The sequence below is a fragment of the Neorhizobium vignae genome, from assembly GCF_000732195.1.
GTDB classification, from domain to species: Bacteria; Pseudomonadota; Alphaproteobacteria; order Rhizobiales; family Rhizobiaceae; genus Neorhizobium; species Neorhizobium vignae.
The window spans coordinates 135,882-158,079 of sequence record NZ_JNNU01000005.1; the positions used below are offsets into that span (position 1 = coordinate 135,882).

26 protein-coding genes and 1 tRNA gene are annotated in these 22,198 nt (G+C 62.5%); 11 read left to right on the forward strand and 16 right to left on the reverse strand.

The features are described 5' to 3' along the window. Positions 1-2,232, reverse strand: a complete 2,232-nt coding sequence (locus GQ59_RS09755) for a GumC family protein (RefSeq protein ID WP_037080628.1) — start codon at positions 2,230-2,232, stop codon at positions 1-3. Positions 2,233-2,445: 213 nt separating this feature from the next. Between GQ59_RS09755 and GQ59_RS09760 the strand changes: the two genes are divergently transcribed. The 9 genes from GQ59_RS09760 (at position 2,446) to GQ59_RS09800 (ending at position 8,690) form a co-directional block, all read left to right on the forward strand. After that, entirely contained in the window at positions 2,446-3,003 is a 558-nt protein-coding gene (locus GQ59_RS09760; protein ID WP_037081116.1) for a polysaccharide biosynthesis/export family protein, read from the forward strand. Between the two features lie 7 nt (positions 3,004-3,010). Further along, entirely contained in the window at positions 3,011-4,171 is a 1,161-nt protein-coding gene (locus GQ59_RS09765; RefSeq protein WP_037080630.1) for a glycosyltransferase family 4 protein, read from the forward strand. A 99-nt stretch (positions 4,172-4,270) separates the two neighbouring features. Further along, positions 4,271-5,824, forward strand: a complete 1,554-nt coding sequence (locus GQ59_RS09770) for an undecaprenyl-phosphate glucose phosphotransferase (protein ID WP_037080631.1) — start codon at positions 4,271-4,273, stop codon at positions 5,822-5,824. Beyond that, positions 5,821-7,092: an O-antigen ligase family protein gene (locus tag GQ59_RS09775; protein ID WP_037080633.1), complete on the forward strand. Its 1,272-nt coding sequence runs from the start codon at positions 5,821-5,823 to the stop codon at positions 7,090-7,092. The genes GQ59_RS09770 and GQ59_RS09775 overlap by 4 nt, the downstream gene beginning before the upstream one ends. A gap of 76 nt (positions 7,093-7,168) precedes the next feature. Then, positions 7,169-7,417 (forward strand): hypothetical protein, encoded by a 249-nt coding sequence (locus tag GQ59_RS09780; protein ID WP_051903890.1) that lies wholly within the window; start codon positions 7,169-7,171, stop codon positions 7,415-7,417. Positions 7,418-7,491: 74 nt separating this feature from the next. Continuing rightward, positions 7,492-7,641 carry a hypothetical protein gene (locus GQ59_RS32675; RefSeq protein ID WP_037080637.1) on the forward strand — a complete coding sequence of 50 codons (150 nt, stop codon included), beginning with the start codon at positions 7,492-7,494 and terminating at the stop codon, positions 7,639-7,641. A 102-nt stretch (positions 7,642-7,743) separates the two neighbouring features. Further along, entirely contained in the window at positions 7,744-7,932 is a 189-nt protein-coding gene (locus GQ59_RS09790) for a hypothetical protein (protein ID WP_037080639.1), read from the forward strand. A 179-nt stretch (positions 7,933-8,111) separates the two neighbouring features. Continuing rightward, the gene (locus GQ59_RS09795; protein WP_037080640.1) at positions 8,112-8,435 is read left to right on the forward strand and encodes a hypothetical protein; all 324 of its coding nucleotides are present in this window, start codon (positions 8,112-8,114) and stop codon (positions 8,433-8,435) included. 178 nt (positions 8,436-8,613) lie between these two features. After that, positions 8,614-8,690, forward strand: a tRNA-Pro gene (locus tag GQ59_RS09800). Positions 8,691-8,817: 127 nt separating this feature from the next. Here the strand turns inward: GQ59_RS09800 and GQ59_RS09805 are convergent. The 8 genes from GQ59_RS09805 to GQ59_RS32520 form a co-directional block, all read right to left on the reverse strand. Then, positions 8,818-9,285, reverse strand: a complete 468-nt coding sequence (locus GQ59_RS09805) for a BA14K family protein (RefSeq protein ID WP_152564289.1) — start codon at positions 9,283-9,285, stop codon at positions 8,818-8,820. A 99-nt stretch (positions 9,286-9,384) separates the two neighbouring features. Next, complete coding sequence (locus GQ59_RS09810; protein ID WP_037080644.1) at positions 9,385-9,918, reverse strand: MerR family transcriptional regulator; 534 nt, start codon at positions 9,916-9,918, stop codon at positions 9,385-9,387. 153 nt (positions 9,919-10,071) lie between these two features. Continuing rightward, on the reverse strand, positions 10,072-10,410 hold the full coding sequence (locus GQ59_RS09815; protein WP_007770264.1) for an integration host factor subunit alpha: 339 nt from the start codon (positions 10,408-10,410) through the stop codon (positions 10,072-10,074). A gap of 121 nt (positions 10,411-10,531) precedes the next feature. Continuing rightward, a complete protein-coding gene (locus GQ59_RS09820; RefSeq protein ID WP_037080647.1) occupies positions 10,532-11,503 on the reverse strand; it encodes a beta-ketoacyl-ACP synthase III in 972 nt (323 codons plus the stop codon). Positions 11,504-11,523: 20 nt separating this feature from the next. Further along, complete coding sequence (gene plsX / locus GQ59_RS09825; RefSeq protein ID WP_037080649.1) at positions 11,524-12,570, reverse strand: phosphate acyltransferase PlsX; 1,047 nt, start codon at positions 12,568-12,570, stop codon at positions 11,524-11,526. Positions 12,571-12,723: 153 nt separating this feature from the next. Further along, entirely contained in the window at positions 12,724-13,290 is a 567-nt protein-coding gene (locus GQ59_RS09830; RefSeq protein ID WP_037080650.1) for a YceD family protein, read from the reverse strand. 6 nt (positions 13,291-13,296) lie between these two features. Further along, complete coding sequence (locus GQ59_RS09835; RefSeq protein ID WP_037080652.1) at positions 13,297-13,848, reverse strand: ubiquinol-cytochrome C chaperone family protein; 552 nt, start codon at positions 13,846-13,848, stop codon at positions 13,297-13,299. Beyond that, positions 13,799-14,152, reverse strand: a complete 354-nt coding sequence (locus tag GQ59_RS32520; RefSeq protein WP_162183292.1) for a hypothetical protein — start codon at positions 14,150-14,152, stop codon at positions 13,799-13,801. Before GQ59_RS32520 ends, GQ59_RS09835 begins: the two co-directional genes overlap by 50 nt. Here GQ59_RS32520 and GQ59_RS09840 point away from each other — a divergent pair. Continuing rightward, the gene (locus GQ59_RS09840) at positions 14,073-14,588 is read left to right on the forward strand and encodes an outer membrane protein assembly factor BamE (protein WP_037080654.1); all 516 of its coding nucleotides are present in this window, start codon (positions 14,073-14,075) and stop codon (positions 14,586-14,588) included. The genes GQ59_RS32520 and GQ59_RS09840 overlap by 80 nt on opposite strands. A gap of 74 nt (positions 14,589-14,662) precedes the next feature. Here the strand turns inward: GQ59_RS09840 and GQ59_RS09845 are convergent, their stop codons facing one another. The 4 genes from GQ59_RS09845 to ribH all read right to left on the reverse strand — a co-directional run bounded on the left by GQ59_RS09845 (position 14,663) and on the right by ribH (position 19,221). Further along, positions 14,663-16,804: a sodium-translocating pyrophosphatase gene (locus tag GQ59_RS09845; protein ID WP_037080655.1), complete on the reverse strand. Its 2,142-nt coding sequence runs from the start codon at positions 16,802-16,804 to the stop codon at positions 14,663-14,665. Between the two features lie 220 nt (positions 16,805-17,024). Then, positions 17,025-18,248: an MFS transporter gene (locus GQ59_RS09850; RefSeq protein WP_037080656.1), complete on the reverse strand. Its 1,224-nt coding sequence runs from the start codon at positions 18,246-18,248 to the stop codon at positions 17,025-17,027. Positions 18,249-18,279: 31 nt separating this feature from the next. Next, positions 18,280-18,759: a transcription antitermination factor NusB gene (gene nusB / locus GQ59_RS09855; protein ID WP_037080657.1), complete on the reverse strand. Its 480-nt coding sequence runs from the start codon at positions 18,757-18,759 to the stop codon at positions 18,280-18,282. 3 nt (positions 18,760-18,762) lie between these two features. Further along, entirely contained in the window at positions 18,763-19,221 is a 459-nt protein-coding gene (gene ribH / locus GQ59_RS09860; RefSeq protein WP_037080658.1) for a 6,7-dimethyl-8-ribityllumazine synthase, read from the reverse strand. A gap of 208 nt (positions 19,222-19,429) precedes the next feature. Here ribH and GQ59_RS09865 point away from each other — a divergent pair, with 208 nt between their 5' ends. After that, a complete protein-coding gene (locus GQ59_RS09865) occupies positions 19,430-19,951 on the forward strand; it encodes a GNAT family N-acetyltransferase (RefSeq protein ID WP_037080660.1) in 522 nt (173 codons plus the stop codon). A 13-nt stretch (positions 19,952-19,964) separates the two neighbouring features. Here the strand turns inward: GQ59_RS09865 and GQ59_RS09870 are convergent, their stop codons facing one another. The 3 genes from GQ59_RS09870 to nrdR are packed head-to-tail and all read right to left on the reverse strand — an operon-like array spanning position 19,965 to position 22,148. Beyond that, the gene (locus tag GQ59_RS09870) at positions 19,965-20,579 is read right to left on the reverse strand and encodes a riboflavin synthase (RefSeq protein WP_037080661.1); all 615 of its coding nucleotides are present in this window, start codon (positions 20,577-20,579) and stop codon (positions 19,965-19,967) included. Beyond that, the gene (ribD, locus tag GQ59_RS09875) at positions 20,579-21,667 is read right to left on the reverse strand and encodes a bifunctional diaminohydroxyphosphoribosylaminopyrimidine deaminase/5-amino-6-(5-phosphoribosylamino)uracil reductase RibD (RefSeq protein ID WP_037080662.1); all 1,089 of its coding nucleotides are present in this window, start codon (positions 21,665-21,667) and stop codon (positions 20,579-20,581) included. Before ribD ends, GQ59_RS09870 begins: the two co-directional genes overlap by 1 nt. 1 nt (position 21,668) lies before the next feature. Continuing rightward, positions 21,669-22,148, reverse strand: a complete 480-nt coding sequence (gene nrdR / locus GQ59_RS09880) for a transcriptional regulator NrdR (RefSeq protein WP_007771094.1) — start codon at positions 22,146-22,148, stop codon at positions 21,669-21,671. Between the last annotated feature and the right edge of the window lie 50 nt (positions 22,149-22,198).

A 22,198-nucleotide genomic window follows, 5' to 3' on the forward strand; every position in this document is an offset into this window, starting at 1 on the left:
TCAGGCGGCGCGGCGTTTGCCGGGACGTGGCGAATGCCGGTCGGCGGTCTGCGCCATGACCAGCAGGTTGCTGTAACCGGCCGCTTCAAAATCCGTCACCAGCTCGGCGACTTCCTCATCCTTGAAGCCCGGAACCGACAGGACGATCTCGGCCATCGCATTGCGGGTCAGGCGCGATATGCCGGCGATCTCGGCCGGGCCGCATTCGATCAGCACCAGGTCATAGGCATCCGCCAGCGCATCGATGATCATCGACAGGCGATCGACGCCGCGCATGGCACGCGCCGGATCGGAAGCGCCGTGCGGAATGATATGCGCGTCGGAAAGCCGATCCGGATGGATCGCGTCGCCGAAGGCGGTTTCGCCGCAGAGAAGGTCGGTAATGCCGGGCAGTTTCGGATTTTCCCCCATCATTTGCGTCGGGGCGGCAGAACCGGTCATGTCGACGAGCACGACGCTGCGGCCGCTCTCGGCGATCTCGCGGGCGAGCATGACGGTCGCAGTCGAACCCTCGTCACCGCCCGGTGAAATGGCGATCGCGACAGGCACGTCATGGCGCTGCAGGTAATGCGCGACCGAGCCGATGGTGAAGCCGCTATCATCGACCTCCGCTACGGCTTCCTCTGCTTCGCTCTCCTTTTCCGACAGCGATTGTTCGGCGATCTTGGCATAGGCGAGCGCTGCCGCGGTCTTCGCGCTTTCGCGGGCCGATTCCGGCCGGTCGAAACGGGCGGCCTCGGCCTGCATCTGGTGGACCGGCAGCGGGGCGGCCGCAGCGGCAGGGGCGGATGCGTCAGCGACCGGCACGGTCTCGTCATCGAGTTCTCGAACGCTGGACGGGCGCAGCGCTCGGCCGGAGAAGAGCTCGATGACGATGACGATCAGGCAACCGAAGATGAACGTCGCGAGCGAGACGACGATGATGATCGGGATGATCTTCGGGAAATAGGGTTCCGACGGCTCGACGGCTTTCGAGACGACGCGGGCATCGGCAGGGCTCGAATTGCCCTCGAGGCGGGAGCTCGCTTCGCGGTAGCGGGCAAGATAGGTTTCGAGCAGCTGGCGCTGAGCGGTGGCCTCGCGTTCCAGCGCGCGCAGGCCCACCTCCTCTTCGCCCGCCTTGGCGGAGTCCGCCTTCAAGCCGTTGAGCTGGCCCATCAACTGGCGCTCGCGGATGCGCGACATCTCGGCTTCGTTTTCGAGGCTCGCCAGGATCTTCTTGGTCTCGCTTTCGATCTGCTGACGGATGCCGGAAAGCTGGCCGCGCAGGCCTTTCAGCCGCGGATGGCCTTCGAGCAGCGAGGTCGAGGAGTCCGAGATCTGTGCCTGAAGGTTGGCCTCCGCCTCCTTCAGCCGCTGGATGACCTGCGAGCCGACGACATCGCTCAGCGTGTCGGAAGCGCGACCGGCCTTCAGGGCGGTGCGGACGTTTTCGGCACGCGCCTCGGCATTCGCCCGCTCGCCGCGGATACGGGCAAGCTCGGTCGAGATGTCGTTGAGCTGCTGGGTCGAGAAACTGTTGGTCTCGGTGGTCTGGAACAGGCCGTTGGAGGAGCGGTAATCCGCCACCTTCTTTTCGGCCTCCTTGACCTTCTGAGTGAGGTTGGCGATTTCCGGTTCCAGCCATTTGGCGGTCTCGGAATGGGTGTCGAGCTTGGCGCCGCTCTGGAGCTGGAGATAGACTTCCGCCATCCTGTTCGGGATGTCGGCGGCAAGTTTCGGATCGCGCGAAGAGAATTCGATGGCGATGACGCGCGAGTTCTCGACCGCATAGACATCCAGCTTCTCGCGGAATTCCTGGATCACCCGGTCTTCCGGGTCGAGTGACATCGGATCCTGCTTCAGGCCGATCAGGACCAGCGGATCGGGCAGGAAGGACTGCGCGGCCGGATCGAATTCCTTGAGCCTGGCGAGGTTGAGGTCGCGGGCAACGCGCTTGATCAGATCGGTCGATTGCAGCAGCTGCGCCTGGCTGGTGATGTTGAGCGAGTCCAGCAGCGGGTCGTTGGCTTGTGCCGCAGCGTCCCCTCCCGACAGGTTCGGGGAGCGGGATTCGATCAGGAGCCGCGTCTCGCCCTTGTAACTCGGCTTCATCAGGCTGGTGCCGACAAGCGCGAGCGCCGCCGCGACGATCGTCGCGCCCAATATCCTGCCCTTGCGTTCCCAGACCGCCGATATGACCCGCCCGAGGTCGATGTCCACGTCCTGATTGCCACCGTTTACGCCTGACATGATACGCTCCAACTGATCGGTTTCGGCGAAGAGTAAAGGATCATGGTAACGCGAGGGTTAATGGCCAAGTACAGCGGTGGCACCTCAAGAAAATCCCCAAATTCCCAGCCTCTTTACCGGGCATTAACCCTAACGGATCGATAACGGGGACAGATGGTATGAACAGCCGGAGCCTCGACCGCGGAAATGTCCTTCGCCCCCTTCAAACGCGTGATGGCCAAACAGGTGCTGGCGTTAGCCCTCGCTGCGACGGCGCTTGCCGGCTGCACGAGCTACGCGCCCGCCCCGAGAAGCTTCCAGCAGGCAGCTATGCAGCCGTACAGGCTCGATAGCGGCGACCGGTTGCGCGTCAGCGTCTTCGAACAGCCCGGCCTTACCAATACCTATACGGTCGACCAGGCCGGTTACATCGCCTTCCCGCTGATCGGCCAGGTGGCTGCCCGCGGCCAGACGCTGCCAGCGCTGGAAGGCTCTATCGCTTCGCGTCTCAAGCAGGGTTACCTGCGCGATCCGGACGTCACCGCCGAGATCGACCGCTATCGTCCCGTCTTCGTCATGGGCGAAGTCGGCCGACCGGGGCAATATTCCTATGTGCCGGGGATGACCGCCCAGAACGCGATCGCGATCGCCGGCGGATTCACCTCCCGTGGCAACCAGCGCGATGTCGACGTCACCCGCAAGATCAACGGCCAGGTGATCACCGGCCGCACCGTCATTTCTTCCACGGTGCTTGCCGGCGACACGATCTACGTCCGCGAGCGGCTGTTCTGACCGGTCCATGGCGCAGAGCCCTCCCTTGCGGATACTCCACTGCTTCAGGTCGCCCGTCGGCGGGATTTTCCGCCATGTGCGCGACCTCGTCGAGGAGCATCGGGCCGCCGGCCACGAAGTCGGCATCCTGTGCGACAGTTCGACCGGCGGAGCGCATGAGGACCGCCTGTTCGACAGCGTCAGGTCGCTGCTTTCGCTCGGTCTCACGCGCATTCCGATGCGCCGCGCAATCGCTCCTTCCGATTTCGCCGCCATCTACAGGAGTTACAAACATATCAAGAGTTTGCAGCCGGACATCCTGCACGGGCACGGCGCCAAGGGTGGCGCCATTGCCCGGCTGATCGGCTCAGCCCTGCGGGTCAACAGGTATCGCGTAGCCCGCCTCTATTCGCCGCATGGCGGCAGCCTGCATTTCAGCCGGTCTAGCCTTTCCGGCCAGGCCGTGTTGCGGCTGGAACGCTTCCAGGAGCATTTCGGCGACGCGCTCGTCTTCGTCTGTGACTACGAGCGCCGCACCTACGAGGCCAAGGTCGGCAAGCCGCGCAAGGTGTCGCGGGTGATCTACAATGGCATCAAGGACGCCGAGTTCGAGCCGATCAACACCGACCCGGCGGCACCGCATTTTCTCTATATCGGCATGCTGCGCGACCTCAAGGGACCGGACGTCTTCATCGACGCCTTCGCCCGCACCGAAAGGGCGGTCGGTCATCCGCTTTCGGCCCTGATGGTCGGCGATGGCCCTGATCGCGACCGCTACGAGGCGATGATGGCCGAGCGCGGGCTCGGACGCCGCATCCAGATGCGGCAGGCCATGCCGGCGCGCGACGCGTTCGCCATGGCGAAGATCGTCGTCGTCCCCTCCCGCGCCGAAGCGATGCCCTATATCGTGCTCGAGGCCTTGGCGGCCGGCAAGCCCGTGATCGCCTCACGGGTCGGCGGCATTCCCGAAGTGCTCGGCGACACCAGTGCAGCCCTTGCCATTCCCGGCGATGCCGGAGATCTCGCCCGCGTCATGACGCAAGCGGTCACGACGCCTGGCTGGCAGGATGCGGTGATGCCGAAGCCGGAAGACTTCAAGGCGGTGTTTTCCGCCTCGGTCATGGCCCGCGAGATGCTCGGCCTGTATCAGGACCTGACACGTTCGAAGCCGGGTCCGGGGCGCGGCTAAAGGCTTCCTTCACCTCTTTTTGGTAAGCGTTTCCCATTGCTTCCAGTGTCGCCGGGGCTTCCAACGCCGCCGGGCCCGGAAGACCAAAGGGATCGGTCCATGAACCAGCCGAACAAGTCCGAACAGTTCGATGTCCAAAGCCTTCGCAAGAAGGTTTCGGAACTCCGCGCAGCCGACGAAAAGCACGATCCGGCGAACGCCACGGTGCTCAATCCGTTTGCCCGCCAGATCGCCGAGCAGTTCCGCAACGACAGCTATTCGCCGACGATGCTGATCGGCCTGTTCCGGCTGTTCGAGCTCCTGGCCATGCTCGCGATCGGGCTTGCTGTCGGGGCGCTTTTCGCGCCGCTCGATCTTACCGGCTTTCTCGCCCGTTTCGCGCTCGTCGCCTGGGGCTCGACACTCACCGTCCTGCTTCTGCAGGTGGCCGACACCTATCAGATCCCGTCGCTGCGCGGCGCCTCGCGCACCGCCAAGCGTGTCTTCGTCGGCTGGACGATCGGTTTCCTGCTGACAGCATCGACCCTCTACCTCGTCGAACCCAAACCCTATCCGCTCGCCGGCCTGTTCGCCTGGTTCGTCACCGGCGCCTCTTTCCTGTTCCTCGAACGGCAGCTTACGGCCTTCGCCATCCGTCACTGGGGACGCAATGGCGTGATGGAACGCCGCGCCATCATCGTCGGCGGCGGTGAGCCGGCCAAGCAGCTCGTCCGCCAGCTCGAACAGCAGCCCGACAACGACATCCGCATTTGCGGCATATTCGACGACCGCAACAGCGAACGCTCGCCGACCGTCGTCGCCGGCTACCCGAAGCTCGGGACCTTCGCCGAACTCATCGAATTCGCCCGCCTCGCCCGCATCGACATGCTGATCATCGCGCTACCGGCCAGTGCCGAGGCCCGCATCCTGCAGCTGCTGCGCAAGCTCTGGGTGCTGCCCGTCGATATCCGCCTTGCCGCCCACGCCAATCGCCTGCGTTTCCGCCCGCGCTCCTATTCGCATGTGGGCGCGGTGCCGATGTTCGACATTTTCGACAAGCCGATCCGCGACTGGGATTCGGTCGCCAAGCGCGTCTTCGACATCGTCTTTTCGGTGGTCGGCCTCCTCCTCACCTGGCCGATCATGCTGGGCGCGGCAATCGCCGTGAAGGCGACATCGAAGGGGCCGATCCTGTTTCGCCAGAAGCGCCACGGCTTCAACAACGAGATCATCGACGTCCTGAAGTTCCGTTCGATGTACACCGATCTCAGCGACCAGACGGCGGTCAAGGCCGTGACCAAGGGCGACCCGCGCGTCACGCCGGTCGGCCGCTTCCTGCGCAAATCCTCGATCGACGAACTGCCGCAGCTGTTCAACGTGCTGCGCGGCCAGCTTTCGCTCGTCGGCCCCCGCCCACATGCGGTGCTCGCCCAGACGGGAACGCGCAAATATGTCGACGTGGTCGAGAGCTATTTCGCCCGCCACCGCGTCAAGCCGGGCGTCACCGGCTGGGCGCAGATCAATGGCCTGCGCGGCGAACTCGACAGCGATGAGAAGATCCGTGCCCGCACGGCATACGACCTCGACTATATCGAGAACTGGTCGCTGCTTTTCGACCTGAAGATCCTGTTCCTGACGCCGATCCGGCTGCTCAACACGGACAACGCCTATTGAGTACGCTCGACTATAGCCGCGCAGGCGGCCACCCGGCGGGTTTCGACGGCCGCCTTGCCGCGGTGAAGCTGGCCGGTTCCGGCCTGATCGCCTTTGGCGTCTTCCTGTCCGGCTTCGTCATTTCCGAGCCTGCCCCTTACGAACTGATCATGGTGATCCAGATCGGCATCTGGTTCCTGCTCGGCCTGAAGATATCGCGCACCGTCGCGCCGCTTCTCGTGCTGCTGCTGACGTTCAACATGAGCGGCCTCTTCTCCATGTTCGTCATGAAGGACATGAGCGAGGCGCCGATGTATTTCGCCGTCTCCACCTTCCTGGCGCTGAGCTCGGTCTTTTATGCGGCGATCATCGAGAACGACCACCGGCGCCTGAACCTGATTTTCAAGGCCTGGGTGGCGGCGGCGATCATCACCTCGCTGCTTGGCATTCTCGGCTATTTCAACGCCTTTCCGGGCTCGCATGTCTTTACCCGCTACAATCGCGCCATGGGCGCCTTCCAGGATCCGAACGTCTTCGGCCCCTATCTCGTCGCCCCCCTCCTCTACCTTCTCTACCGGTTGCTCACCGGACCGCTGATGAAGGCGCCGCTGCTGATCGGCGGCATCCTCATCCTGGCGCTCGGCATCTTCCTCTCCTTCTCGCGCGCCGCCTGGGGCCTCCTGGTGTTCGCCGGCATCGCGCTTGTCATCGTCATGCTCCTCAAGGAGCGCACGACCGCCTTCCGGTTCAAGATCCTGGCGATTGCCGGCGGAGCCGCGATCTTCCTCGTCCTCGCCCTGGCGATCGCGCTGCAGTTCCCGCAGGTCTCCGACCTGTTCACGAACCGCGCCAAGCTGGTGCAGGACTATGACGGCGCTCGCCTCGGCCGCTTCGAGCGCCACAAGATCGGCTTCCTGATGGCTATGGAGCGCCCGCTCGGTCTCGGCCCGATGGCCTTCGGCAAGATCTTCGGCGAGGACGAACACAATATCTGGCTGAAAACGCTCACCACCTATGGCTGGCTCGGCGCGATCACCTATCAGATCATGATCTGGTCGACGCTGTGGTTCGGCTTCCGCTACATGCTGCGCGAACGCCCGTGGCAGGCCTATCTGATGGTCGCCTGGGTGATGATACTGGGCCATGCGATCATCGGGAACGTCATCGACACCGACCACTGGCGGCATTTCTACCTCCTGCTCGGCATCGTCTGGGGCTGCATGGCGCTGGAACACCGCTTCATCCGGTCACAGCGACGATCCCCCTCGCCGGCCGCCAGGAACGCTTGACTTTAAGGCCTGGCGCTCCAGATTTCCTATCATGCTGACGGTTTCTCAACTCCGCGCTGCACGCGCGATGACAGGAATGACGGTGGAAGAACTCGCCGCCGCATCCGGGATTTCCAAATTGGCCATCGAAGAGGCCGAAGCCTCTCAGGTCTTCGCAAACACCGATGTCACCGACCGGCTGCGGTCGATCTTCGAGTCGAAGGGCGTGCTGTTCCTCGGTGCCGGACAGGACGATGCCGGCGCCGGGCCGGGTCTCCGGCTGCGCCAGGCGTTCCAGGACGAGGGAATCCGCCCCCAGAACCTCAACGCCACGAACGACGACTGATATTGCCGCGACGCGGGAACCCTTTGAGTTCCCATGCGTTTTCCCGCCGCTCGAAATTTCGCAGGGGGTCACGCATGACACGCACCAACAATCTCTATTTCATCATCGGCGCATTGCTCGTGGTCGTTATCGGCCTCGGCTTCTATGCCTATCGCGAAGAAACCAAGCCGAAAGGCGTCGAGCTCAGCATCGGCCAGAATGGTATAAAAGTCCAAGAGAAGTGAGGGTTCGTTAGAGGATACATTGTTAACGATAGAAGCCCAGAGTTGTCTGGAACAAAATTTACCATGTGAATTTGTTTCAATAAGCAAGAAAAGGGGATACTTATGACCACGCATATGAATCTCGACGAAGTCGATAGTAAAGGCTTGAAGAAAGTCTGGAGCGTTGCCGAATTCGCCAAGCGTTATCGTCTCGACCGTGGAGAAGAAACCAGACTGCTGAAGCTTCTCGGGCCGTTTGCATCCCAGCAGGAACTGCTGATGAATGCGAGCCGCGCGCCGCGTTTCCGCTAGGGGTTTCCAGATATCCCGTTCAATCTTTGCCCGGCTTCCATGCCGAAGTCGAGCATGTTCAACGTTGGTTTAGACTCAAACTCCCCTTCGCCGGAACCTTTATCATCCTCTTCTAGTTGGTCTCCCGTGAACCAATTGGCGCTTAGGCGGCTAAGCCGCCGCGCAAGAAGGAGGATAACATGATCAGACTGATTTCGAACGCCGGGCTTGCAGTTGCCCTTTCGCTGGGCGCCATCGGCGCCTTCTCCGTTCCCGCTTCCGCGCAGGATATCCAACTGCGCGTCGGACCAGACGGCGTGCGCCCCGTGATCCGCGACCGGGACCGCGATTACGACCGTCGCGGCTGCAGCCCCGGTGAAGCGCGTGCCGCGGCCCGCGACGAAGGCTTTCGCGACGCCCGGGTCGTCCGGGTGACGAGCCGCAGCGTCACCGTCCAAGGCTTCACGCGCAACGGACCGGATCGCATCACCTTCGCAAACCGCCGCGGCTGTCCGGAAATCTGACCTGACGCCGAGGCTGGTCGCCCCATAGACACCGAAAGCCGCGCCCGAATTCGGGGGCGGCTTTTATATTCACCAGCGCATTCTTATGCCCACCATCCTCTTTTTCTTCCGATCGAGGGATTTTGAGCTTGCGCCGCGATAGCGGAGCGACTAGGGAAAACATGCTCATTGAGCAGGTCGGGGCGTAGCGCAGCCCGGTAGCGCACTTGACTGGGGGTCAAGGGGTCGTCGGTTCAAATCCGGCCGCCCCGACCAATTAAATCCCCTTGAAATCTCAGTCAGATCAAAAACCTTTTCCGAGAACCGGGACGTCCCCACGCAGCTTACCCGCCCCACCGGATTGGCAGGGCGGGCTTGAGGTTTCATCGGGTTCCACTACGGATCAGTAGGGCGAATAGCACTGCTGGCGCGGGCCGTAATAGGGCTGGAACGTGTTGTCATAGGCCCTGTAGGACCGGTAGCGGGCATAGCACCAGTTCACATGCGAATTGCCGCCGACATAACGCCGGGGCGCGTAGTAACGCGGTGCGTATCTCGGTGCATATCTCGGTGTGTAGCGCGGCTGGGCCAGCGCCCCGCCGATGATCGCGCCAAGGGCAAGCCCTCCGATGATCGCCCCGGCATCCGGGCCTCGGCGATGGCGGCGATAGTAACGGTCGCCATAATAACGGTCGCGATAATAGCGACGTCCTTCCCAGCGATCACGATCGCGCCAGTAGTATTGCACCGGCTGGACATCCCGGGATGTTTCGATCCCGGGAGCGGCGATCGACGGAAACGCCTGAGCGGGAGCGACGCCGCTAAAAGCCGTAATCAGGGATAAAACGGCGACGGCGAGCTTCTTCTTCATAATTCACCTCCTCTGATTTTCCTTATGAAGAAATGATCCTCCATTTCTCCTGAACCAGAGGTGAATGGTAAATTTTGCTTAACGTTGCCGTGTGTTGAGTTAGCGAACCTGATCCAAGAGGCGCTTGCACTCCAGGAGGTCGAAGAGCGCTTCCTGCAGCAGAGCGCGGTCTTCCTTGCCGATGCTGGACTTGCCGATCGACACTTCCATGTCGTCCTCGTGGGAGGCGCCGAATCCGAAAAAGCGGCCGCTCGGCTTCACCTTAGGGCGGCCGACGATCTGATCCTCTTCGGCCGTGCTGATCTTCGGCTCGGCCTGCTTTTCGCTGTTTGCCGCCATGATCGCTTCCATCGTGGCGAGGTCGCCCGACGCAATCGCAGAGACGAACTTGTTGCCGTTCGTCTTCAGAAGCTTCTGCACGCCCTTTATCGTGTAACCGTGATCGTAGAGCAGGTGGCGGATGCCCTTCAGGAGATCGACGTCTTCGGGCCGATAATAACGCCGCCCGCCGCCGCGCTTCATCGGCCGGATCTGCGGAAAACGCGTTTCCCAGAAGCGCAGCACATGCTGCGGCAGATCGAGGTCGTCGGCGACCTCGCTGATCGTACGAAAGGCGTCCGGGCTCTTCTCCAAAGTTCATACTCCAAACGGCAGGCTGCCCATGCCCCAAGGGCAGACTCATAGCCTCCGATACATGGGCGAATTATGCGCCGAATCGGACATATCTCAACGGTTTAAGCCGAGAGATTCAAGCATGTTCACAGGATTGCGGAAAGGCTGCGGACTTCAGGCTACCGGGCTTGCCGGCTTCAGTTTCGCCTTGCGCGCCGTGTGCGCCTTGAGGATACGGCTCTTCAATACGTTGGAGGCCTTGAACGTCATCACTCGACGCGGAGAGATCGGCACTTCCTCGCCGGTCTTCGGATTGCGGCCGATGCGCTCGTTCTTGGAACGCACCTGGAAGGTCGCGAAGGAGGAAAGCTTGACCACCTCGCCCCTGACGATCGCATTGCAAATTTCATCGATGACCGTCTCGACGAGCTCGGCCGATTCCGTCCGCGAAAGTCCGACCTTGCGGAAAACCGATTCCGCCAGATCCGCGCGTGTTACTGTCTTGCCGGCCATGATCCCCGCCCAATTTTCGAAATTGATCTTATCAAAGCCGATAGAGAGTATTTTGCTTGAGCGCGAGGGTCAAGCGCCTGTGCTCAATCGCTTATTTACGTTTCGGCCGATCATTGCCGCCCTACCAGCGGACCAGCAATGCGCCCCACGTAAAACCGCCGCCCATGGCTTCGAGCATCACCAGATCACCCTTCTTGATGCGCCCGTCGGAGGCGGCAACCGAAAGTGCCAAAGGAATCGATGCGGCCGAGGTATTACCATGCAGATCGACCGTCACGACGACCTTTTCCAGAGGAATGCCGAGTTTCTTCGCCGACCCGTCGATGATGCGGCGATTGGCCTGGTGCGGCACCAGCCAGTCGAGATCGTCGGCCGTCGTGCCCGTCGCCGCGAACGCGCTGTCGATGACGTCGGTGATCATGCCGACCGCATGCTTGAAGACCTCGCGGCCCTCCATGCGCAGATGTCCGACCGTGCCCGTGCTGGACGGGCCGCCATCGACGTAGAGCTTGTCCTTGTGGGAACCGTCGGAACGCAGATGCGCGGTCAGCACGCCGCGATCGGCGATCGTCCCCTCGCCTTCCGCGGCCTCGAGCACCAAGGCGCCGGCGCCGTCACCGAAAAGCACGCAGGTGGTGCGGTCCTTCCAGTCGAGGATGCGGGAAAAGGTCTCGGCGCCGATGACCAGGACACGCTTCGCCATGCCGCCGCGAATGTGCAGGTCGGCGGTCGCCATCGCATAGACGAAGCCGGTGCAGACCGCCTGCAGGTCGAAGGCGTAGCCATGGGTCATCCCCAGCCGGTTCTGGATATTGACGGCGGTCGCCGGAAACGTGTTGTCGGGTGTCGACGTCGCGACCAGCACGAGATCGATATCGTCCGGCGTCAACCCGGCGTTTTCGAGCGCCGCACGCGCCGCCTGCTCGCCGAGAGAAGCGGTCGTCTCGCCCTCGCCGGCCAGATAGCGCTGACGAATGCCCGTGCGCTGCACGATCCATTCGTCGGAGGTCTCGACGATGTCTTCCAACTCGCGATTGGTCACTACTCGCTTCGGGAGCGCTGCCCCGTAACCGCGAACCACTGAACGGATCATTCTTAACTCACATCCTGTCATCATGCCGCTTCGGGGCCAGCCGGCGGCAGGCGACGCGCATGGTAAATTGCGAGATCCTGCCGGATCTTCGCGTTGAGATCGTTGCGTGCCATGTCATAACCGACATCGATCGCGGCAGCAAAACCGTCGGCATTGGCGCTGCCATGGCTCTTGATGACGATGCCGTTCAAGCCCAGGAACACGCCGCCATTGACCTTGTTCGGGTCCATCTTCTCGCGCAGCCTGTCGAAGGCGGGCTTGGCGAGAAGGTAGCCGATCCTGGCCAGCAGCGTGCGCGACATCGATTCGCGCAGAAGCGTGGCAATCTGCCGGGCCGTGCCCTCTGCCGCCTTCAAGGCGATATTGCCGGTAAAACCTTCGGTCACCACCACATCGACGGTGCCCTTGCCGATATCGTCGCCTTCGACAAAACCATGATAGGCGATCGTCGGCAGGTTGGCCTCGCGGATCAGCCGCCCAGCCTCCTTGACCTCTTCCTGGCCCTTCACCTCTTCGACGCCGACGTTCAGAAGCCCGACGGTCGGCCTATCTACTTCGAAAAGCGAGCGTGCCATAGCACCGCCCATGATCGCGAAATCGAAAAGCTGCTGAGCGTCGGCACCGATCGTCGCGCCGATATCGAGGACGATGCTCTCGCCCTTGAGGGTCGGCCAGATGCCGGCGATCGCCGGGCGTTCGATATTGGCCATGGTGCGCAGACAGAACTTCGCCATCGCCATCAGGGCACCGGTATTGCCGGCGGAAACCACGACCTCTGCCTCGCCGAGTTTTACGGCCTCGATCGAACGCCACATGGTGGAGACATAACGGCCGCGGCGCAGCGCTGCACTCGGCTTCTCCTCCATGCTGACGGCGAGTTCGCATTCGTGGAAGACGGATTTATCCCGCAGCTTTGGATATTTCGCCAAAACCGGGTCGCACTGGGCCTTCAGGCCATAGATGAGGAAGGTCACATCCGGGTGGCGTTCCAGTGCCTTGGCAGCACCAGCAATGACGACCTCGGGACCAAAATCGCCGCCCATGGCATCGATAGAAATTCTGATCACTCGTCCCTGATCCTTATCTTCGCCGAACGCATACCCCTGTGGGGGACCATACGCCAGTCCTTACGTCTCCAACGGCCCTTCGCTCCTCATGCGGGGCCGTGCCGGCGAATTCGTGGCCAAAATATAGTTTTTGCTGTCGCTTACAACCCGTCCTCAATCCTTTTTCCAGTCCTTGAGGACGGCAAAGGGATTGGGGCGCCCGGACTTTTCCTCTGGATCGCCTTCCAGGTGATCGGCAAACTGGGCGCCGGGTTCGCGGGGATAGGGATCGATCGCCAGCGCTGCGAATTCGGCCACCACTTCGCCGACATCGATCGTGTCGCCGACAAACATTTCGGGAAGATCGGGACCATCGGGATCGATCACCATTTCTGCGGTATCGCTGGTGACGACCCGCGCCAGCTTCGACCCTTCCGGCACGAAGATCTGCTCGAACGGCTCGTCTATCTTCGATGCCACCGGCTCGAGCGTGACGACCGAGGACTGGACGATATCGGCCTGGACGCGCCCCTTGAGCCGCACGCCATCCTTCTTCCAGCGGGCGATCTGCAGTTCGGCCTTCAACGAACCGACCGAAACGACCTGCCACAGCTTTGCGAGACCCTCCAGCTCGCGCGCATCCGCTTCGAGCTTCACGGTCACCGCATTGGCGGAAATATTCCCGACCTTGACGGGATAGGAAAAGGGCGGCTTTTCGCCTGCGCCACTATCGTTCTTCATCAAACCTCACTCTTCTCGCGGCAGCGGGCCCGGCAGGGGCAGAACCGCGTGGCCGCGCGAAATCTCATCTTCTGAAATGCCGGCGAGCGCCGTCTCCGCAACGATCATCCAGTCCGCAAGCCCTCGCATTCCGGGCGCGTCCTCCGTCGTGGGATAGATATTCCGGCTAAGGGCTGCGGCAAGCGCCTCGCCGTCTTTACCTTCGAGAGCGGCAGCGTAGGTCTCCACCCGGCCATAGAACATCCCGGCCAGCTTCTTCATGCGTTTCGGCACGCTCTGGTCGCCTATGCCGAGTTCGCGGATCGAATGGTCGATATCCTGAAAGAACGCGTCGACGATCTCCTGAGCCAGTTCCTGACCGCTCGAATCGGATTTCGCCGTCCGCCTGAAGAACAGGATCATCACGATCGAAAGCATCTCGAAACGGCCCATGACCGTGTCCGGCACATCCAGATCGCTGTAGAAGAACGGAACGCGCCCCAGCGACGTCAAGGTCGAATACTGGCGGTTAACGATCGCCTGGTTCTGGTTTTTCTTCTTGAAAAGGCCGAAGATCATCTGAATTCCCGTTATTTGCCTCCAGGAACGCCCTGGCCTGCCACCGGCCATGTTGCATGGAAGCGAAAGCTGGTTTACCGAAGCATGCACGAATTGCAATGCCGTTCCGCCGGATCAGCGAACGGGGCGGGATCTTCGCGGCCCTAACATCCAGGTCGGGATCGATCTTATGTCCCTGAATAGCCACAATGGTAGGGTCAGCAGGGGCAGGTTGAGTTTGGGGGATGCCGTTGAACAAGCGGGTTTTCGGATACGAGATGACATTCTTGAGTAAAACCGCGATGGCAATGGTCGTCGCATCCATCGCTGTCTCGGGTTGCACGTCCATGCAGATCGGCGACACCATGTATAACGGCTACGTGGTCGACCAGAAGTCGCTGGAGCTTATTCCGGTCGGGTCGAGCCGCGAGCAGGTGTTGCTGACGATGGGCACGCCCTCGACGACGGCGACCTTCGATACCGAGGTGTTCTATTACATCTCTCAGAAGCGCACGCGCGCTGCGGCTTTCATGAAGCCGAAGATCGTCGATCAGACGGTGCTCGCCATCTATTTCGACAAGGACGGCGTTGTCGCACGCCGCGCCAACTATACGATGCAGGACGGCAAGGTGTTCGACACGATTTCGCGCACGACGCCGACCGGCGGCCGCGACCTCACCTTCCTGCAGCAGCTGCTTTCCGGCGGTTCCGGTGCCGGTGGGGCAGCAGCCCGCAGCATCCTGTCGAACTTCGGCAGGTAATGACCTCGAACGAAACAAAAAGCCCGCGGGGATCGCTCCCCGCGGGCTTTTTTATTTCACGCTCGGGCCAGATATCAGCCGGCCAGAACCGCCAGCAGCAGAAGCGCCACGATATTGGTGATCTTGATCGCCGGATTGACGGCAGGGCCTGCCGTATCCTTGTAGGGGTCGCCGACGGTGTCGCCGGTGACCGAAGCCTTGTGAGCCTCGGATCCCTTCATGTGACGGGTGCCGTCCTTGTCGACGAAACCGTCCTCGAAGCTCTTCTTGGCATTGTCCCAGGCGCCGCCGCCCGAGGTCATGGAGATCGCCACGAAGAGGCCGTTGACAATGACGCCGAGCAGCGATGCGCCGAGGGCTGCGAAGGCCGAGGCCTTGTCGCCGCCGGAGATCAGAAGGACGCCGAAATAGACGACGATGGGGGCGAGAACCGGCAGCAGCGACGGAACGATCATCTCGCGGATCGCAGCCCGGGTCAGGATGTCGACGGCGCGGCCATAATCAGGCTTTTCGGTCCCCTCCATGATGCCCGGCTTTTCGCGGAACTGCCTGCGCACTTCCTCGACGATCGAGCCCGCGGCGCGGCCGACGGCGGTCATCGCGATGCCGCCGAACAGGTAGGGAATGAGGCCACCGAATATGAGGCCGGCGACGACGTAAGGGTTGGAGAGGTCGAAATCTATTTCGCCGACGCCGTTGAAATACGGATACTGGGCACTGTTGGCGACGAAATATTTGAGATCGTTGGAATAGGCAGCGAAGAGCACCAGTGCGCCGAGACCGGCAGAACCGATCGCATAGCCCTTGGTGACCGCCTTGGTGGTGTTGCCGACCGCGTCGAGCGCATCGGTCGACTTGCGCACTTCCGGCGGCAGGTGCGCCATTTCGGCGATACCCCCGGCATTGTCGGTGACCGGACCGAAGGCATCGAGTGCCACGATCATGCCGGCCAGGCCGAGCATGGTGGTGACCGCGATGCCGGTGCCGAACAGGCCGGCGAACTGGTAGGTGGCGATGATGCCGCCAACGATGACGATCGCCGGAAGCGCGGTCGATTCGAGCGAGACTGCGAGGCCCTGGATGACGTTGGTGCCGTGGCCGGTCACCGAGGCCTGGGCGATCGAGTTCACCGGGCGCTTGTTGGTGCCGGTGTAATATTCGGTAATGACGACGATCAGCGCCGTCACCACGAGGCCGAGAAGGCCGCAAATGAAGAGATTTGCGCCGGTGATCGGCTTGCCGGCGACTGTGCCGATCGTTCCCCAGCCGATGGTGACCGACGTGGCGACGGCGAGACCGACGATCGACAGAAGACCGGTGACGATCAGGCCCTTGTAGAGAGCGCCCATGATCGAGCCGTTGGAGCCGAGCTTGACGAAGAAGGTGCCGATGATCGAGGTGATGATGCAGGCGCCGCAGATCGCCAGCGGGTAGACCATGACGGTTGCGAGGATCGGTGCGCCGGCGAAGAAGATCGCCGCAAGCACCATGGTGGCGACGACGGAGACCGCATAGGTTTCGAAGAGATCGGCTGCCATGCCGGCGCAGTCGCCGACGTTATCGCCGACGTTGTCGGCGATCGTCGCCGGGTTGCGCGGATCGTCTTCCGGAATGCCGGCCTCCACCTTGCCGACGAGGTCGCCGCCGACGTCAGCGCCCTTGGTGAAGATGCCCCCGCCGAGACGGGCGAAGATCGAGATCAGCGACGCGCCGAAGCCGAGCGACACGAGCGCGTCGATGACTTCACGCGAGCCGCTCGGATGGCCGAGACCGGAAGTCAGGACCCAGTAATAAATCGAGACGCCGAGGAGAGCGAGGCCTGCCACCAGCATGCCGGTGATGGCGCCGGATTTGAAAGCGATGTCGAGACCGGCCGCAAGGCTTTGGGAAGAAGCCTGGGCTGTGCGTACGTTGGCGCGGACCGAGACGTGCATGCCGATGAACCCGGCTGCACCCGAAAGCACGGCACCGATGACGAAGCCGATCGCAGCGGTTCCGGACAGCAGCACCCAGGCCAGGATGGTCACGACGACGCCGACGATCGCAATGGTCATGTATTGGCGCGCCAGATAGGCCTGTGCGCCTTCACGGATATATCCGGCGATCTCCTGCATGCGGATACTGCCTTGATCGGCAGCCAGCACGGAACGCGTCGCCCAGACGGCATAAATGATCGATAGCAACCCGCACACGATCACACCCAGAATTACGGTCATTCGCTTTTCCTCTCCCTTAGCGCGCCGGATGGTCCATACCCTCCGGCCGTGCACCCCTGCGGCGGTGCACATCCACGAGATGAGCAAGACCGCCGCAATACTCCATAGTGCGCATTCCCGCGCAGACGACCGCTCCCCTCCCCAGGAATCCGGGATCGCCTACGCGGACGGGAGATTGCGGTGGAGATGAATTGGCGTCAAGCCCCGAAGGGACAAGACTCTAAGCGGATTTCGCGGAAGAGCGCTTGAACATCAGCGCCAGCACCAAACCGAGGCAGACGATCGTCACCGGCCAGATGATCAGGTTCATGAAGGACCAACCGTAGGCAGTGAACACCTTGCCCGAGGAGAAGGAGGACAGCGCCACCGTGGTGAACAGGATGATGTCGTGAAAACCCTGTACCTTGTCGGCTTCATGCGGGCGATAGCTGGAGGCGACGATGGCGGTCGAGCCGATGAAGGCGAAGTTCCAGCCGATGCCGAGCAGCACCAGCGCGCCCCAGAAGTTCCAGAGCTCGATGCCCATATGGGCGATCACGGCGCAGCCCATCAGGATCACGAGCCCTGCAGCGACGATCTTCTCCACGCCGAAGCGGGAAATCAGCATGCCGGTGAAAAAGCTCGGCGCGAACATGGCGAGCACGTGCCACTGGATGCCGAGCGTGGCCATTTCCGACGGGAAACCGCAGCCGATCACCATGGCGAGCGGCGCGCCGGTCATCATGAAGGTCATCAGCGCATAGGAGGAGATGCCGCAGATCATGCCGGTCAGGAACCGCTGGGTGACAACGATCTCGCCGAGCGGGCGTGCCGGCACCGAAGCCGCAGGCCCACCGCTCATTTGTGGCAGGTTCAGCGGCGCCAACATTACCAGCGCGATCAAATAGAGCGGAATGACGGCCACGAAGGCGCCGGCGAACAGCACCGGCGACAGCAGGTCCTTGGTCCAGATCGCAAGCTGCGGCCCGAGGACCGCCGAAACGATGCCGGCCGCAAGGATCCAGGAGATCGCCTTCGGCTTGTAGAACGAGGGCGACGCATCGGCGGCGGCAAACCGGATTTTCTGGCTGAAGCCGTTGCAGAGGCCGATCAGAACCAGGCCGACTGCAAAAAGCCAGAAATTGGAATGGAAGAGCGCGATCGCAGCAATGGCCGCACCCAGCGCCCCGAGGACTGCACCCAGCATGAAACTCGCCTTGCGGCCGAGGAACCGGGAGGCGATGGCAACGGCGACGGCGCCCGCCGCCATGCCGATATTGAATCCGGTCAGCGGGGCGGTCGCCAGCGATTTGTCGTCGCCGAGCAACTGGTAGCCGACGAGGCCGCCGAGCGCGAAAACCAGAGGCGGCGCCGAACCGAGGACCGCCTGGGCGCCGGCCAGCAGCGCGACACTGCGCCGGACGGTTTTCATCTGTGTCTGAAGACCGTCCACCGCGCCGTCCATGCTGCCCCCACCCTATCTTGCCGTTTGCGTTTTATTTCTTGGCTTCGCCGCGCACCTGCTTGGCAATGCGATCGAGGACGGCGTTGACGATGCGCGGCTCTTCCTCTCCGAAGAAGGCGTGAGCGATCTCGACATATTCGGTGACGATGACGGCGACCGGCACGTCCTTGCGCTCGAGGATTTCGAACGTGCCCGCGCGCAGGATGGCGCGCAGTGTCGAGTCGAGACGCGACAGCGGCCAGTCTTCCTGCAGCGAGGAACGGATCAGCGGGTCGATCTTGACCTGGTCGCGCACGACGCCGGCAACGATCGAGCGGAACCAGGAGGCGTCAGCCTTCAGGTAGGTGTCGCCGTCGAGTTCCTGGCCGAGGCGATGAGCCTCATATTCGGCCACGACCTCCAGGACGCCGGTTCCGCCGACATCCATCTGGTAGAGCGCCTGCACGGCCGCCAGGCGGGCAGCGCCGCGCTGGTTGGCCGGCTTCACCGGGTGTTCGCCTTCCTTGGCCATCAATCAACCACCGTTCAGCTTGTCACGCAGCGCGATCATGGTCAGCGCCGCACGGGCGGCAAAACCGCCCTTGTCCTTGTCCGAACGGCGGGCACGCGCCCAGGCCTGTTCGTCGTTCTCGCAGGTGAGGATGCCGTTGCCGATCGCAAGCGATTCCGACACTGCGAGGTCCATCAGGGCACGGGAGGATTCATTCGAGACGATATCAAAATGATAGGTCTCGCCACGAATGACCATACCGAGCGCGACGAAGCCGTCGTAATCGGTGCCGCCCTCTTCCGACGCATCGAGCGCCATGGCGATTGCCGGCGGGATTTCGAGCGCACCCGGAACGGTGACCACGTCATAGGTCGCCCCGGCCTCCTTCAGCGCATGGGTCGCACCTTCGAGCAGCGCATCGGACATATCGTCGTAGAAACGCGCCTCGACGACGAGGAGGTGTGGAGCGGTTTCGCGTGACATGGGTTTCACCTTTGTTCAAATCGGCCCAGCATGAGATCGATATCGCCTTCAAGGCGGGCCGATGGTCATATGGGTCTCGGGCAGGTGGCGGTCAAAACACGCTCTGAGGGGAATGGCAAGCAATTTTCACTGAACGCAGCGATGCGAATCGGGAATACCTGAGCGAGGCGCGATAAAGATCAGTGCCATTCGCACCCTGGAGCCCGCCATGACCAGCATCCCGACCCTCGAAACCGAGCGACTGATCCTGCGCCCCCACCGGCTGGAGGAGTTCGAGACCTATGCGGAATTCTGGGCCGACCCGGACGTGGTTCGCTACATATCCGGTATCCCCTCGTCCCGCGAAAACAGCTGGAGCCGCATGCTGCGCGTCAACGGCATGTGGCAGCTTATGGGTTTCGGCTTCCTGGCAATCGAAGATAAGGCAACCGGACACTTTCTCGGGGAAGCCGGTTTCCAGGACATGCGCCGGGAATTTCAACCCTCCATCGAGGGGACGCTCGAGACGGGCTGGGCACTCACCCCTTCCGTCCATGGCCGCGGTTACGCGACCGAGGCGGTGGGCGCGATGATCTCCTGGGGCGAAGTCCATTTCCCCGATCGCCGGATGACCTGCATCATCAGCCCCGAAAATGCCGCCTCGCTCAGGGTCGCATCCAAACTCGGCTTCCGCGAATTCGCCCGTGCCGATTATCATGGCCCGATCGTGGTGCTGGCGCGCGAAAACTGATCGGCGGGGCGCCTCAGCTTTTCGCCGGGAATTCCGCGAGCCGCGCTGCGTAACGCGCCATCGTGTCGACTTCGAAATTGACGAAATCGCCCGCCTTGCGGTCGCCCCAGGTGGTGACGGCAAGCGTGTGGCGGATCAGCAGTACGTCGAAATCGGTGCCCTCGACGGCGTTGACTGTCAGCGACGTGCCGTCCAGCGCGACGGAGCCCTTCGGAGCCACAAATCGGGCAAGCGCCTCGGGTGCGCGAAGGCGGATGCGGACCGCCTCGCCTTCATGCTCGATGCCAAGGATTTCCACCGTGCCATCCACATGGCCGGAGACGATATGGCCGCCGAGTTCGTCGCCGATCTTCAGCGCCCGCTCCAGATTGACCCGCGTGCCTTCGGTCCAGGCGGCGATCGTCGTCAGCCGCAGCGCCTCTTCCCAGGCCTCGACCTCGAACCAGCGTTCGTTGCTGCCTTCGCCCGGCAGGTTTGTCACCGTCAGGCAGATGCCGCCATGGGAAATCGAGGCGCCCATATCGATGGTTTTCGGGTCGTAATTGGTGGCGATCCTGAGCTTGACGCCTTCGTCCATGGGCGTCGTTGCCGCGACCGTGCCGACATCGGTGACAATTCCGGTGAACATCAGAAACCTCTTTCGTATTCGAAACAGCGATCCGGCCCGAAGCTTTCCTCGCGCACGAACGTAAATCCTGCCGGCATATTGGATGGCGTCAGCGGCGATTCAAGCCCGCCCTCGCCGACAATGCCGGTGCCCTGGAAGAGGAGGACGCGGTCGACAAGGTTTGCGTCGAGGAAGGCCTTTGCGATGGTCGGGCCGCCTTCCACCAGAAGCGAGGACATGCCGCGAACAGCCAGGATCGCCAGGAGGATATCGATTTCGGTGCCGTCCATGATCTCGACGCCGGCCTCGATCAATTTCTCGCGCTTGTCTCCCGCCCCAGTCTCCAAGGTGGAAGAAGGCGCAGCCACCACGATCACCGGCACATCCCGCGCAGTCTGCACCAGCTTGGACGTCAGCGGCAGTTCCAGCCGCCGGTCCAGCACGATGCGGATCGGAGAGCGTTTCTCCAGTCCGGGAATGCGCACCGTCAGCTCCGGATCATCCGACAGCACCGTACCGATACCGACCAGGATCGTGTCGGCTTCGGCCCTCAGCCGGTGCACTTGAGCGCGAGCCTCGGGTCCGGTGATCGACACTTCCTCGCCTCGGCGACCGAGCATGCCGTCGGCGGAAACGGCAAGCTTCAGAGTCACATGCGGCCGGCCCTTCGTCTGGCGGGTGAGGTAGGCGGCGAGCGCTCGACGCCCCTCTTCCTCCATCAGGCCGGTCTCTACGGTAATCCCGGCATCGCGCAGGATCGCAATCCCCCGCCCGGAGACGCGCGGATCTGGATCGGTCAGCGAGATGACGACGCGGGCGACGCCTGCCTCGACGAGCGCGTTGGCGCAAGGCGGCGTGCGGCCATAATGCGAGCAGGGTTCGAGCGTGACATAGACGGTCGCTCCCCTCGCCTTCTCCCCGGCGATCTCGAGCGCCTGGGTTTCAGCATGCGGCCGGCCGCCCGGTGCGGTGACGGCAGAGCCGACCACCTCGCCGTCCTTGACGACCACGCAGCCGACCGAAGGATTGGTGCCCGTCTGGCCGGTATGAAGGCGCGAGAGGCGCAGCGCCGACGCCATGAACCACCGGTCTTCGGCAGCGCTCGTCATGTTACGGCTCGATGCCGGGATCGCGGGCGATCTTGGCGTTGATCTCCTGGATCACCTTTTCGAAATCTTCCGCATGGGAGAAGTCGCGATAGACGGAGGCGTAACGGACGAAGGCGACGTCATCGAGGCTCTTCAGAGCCTCGAGCACCTGCAGGCCGATCTCTTCCGACGAAATCTCGTTCTCGCCGGAGCTTTCGAGCCGGCGCACGATGCCCGATACCGCCCGCTCGATGCGGTCGTTGTCGACCGGGCGCTTGCGCAGCGCGATCTGGAACGACCGTACCAGCTTGTTGCGATCGAACGGCACCTTGCGGCCGGTCTTCTTGGTGACCATCAGCTCGCGAAGCTGCACGCGTTCGAACGTCGTGAAGCGGCCGCCGCAATCCGGGCAGATACGCCGCCGGCGGATGGAGGTGTAATCCTCCGCCGGACGACTATCCTTGACCTGCGTGTCTTCCGAACCGCAATAGGGGCAGCGCATCGCCTCTCCTTGAGCCTTGCAGGAGGGACCGCGAGATGCGGTCCCGGTAG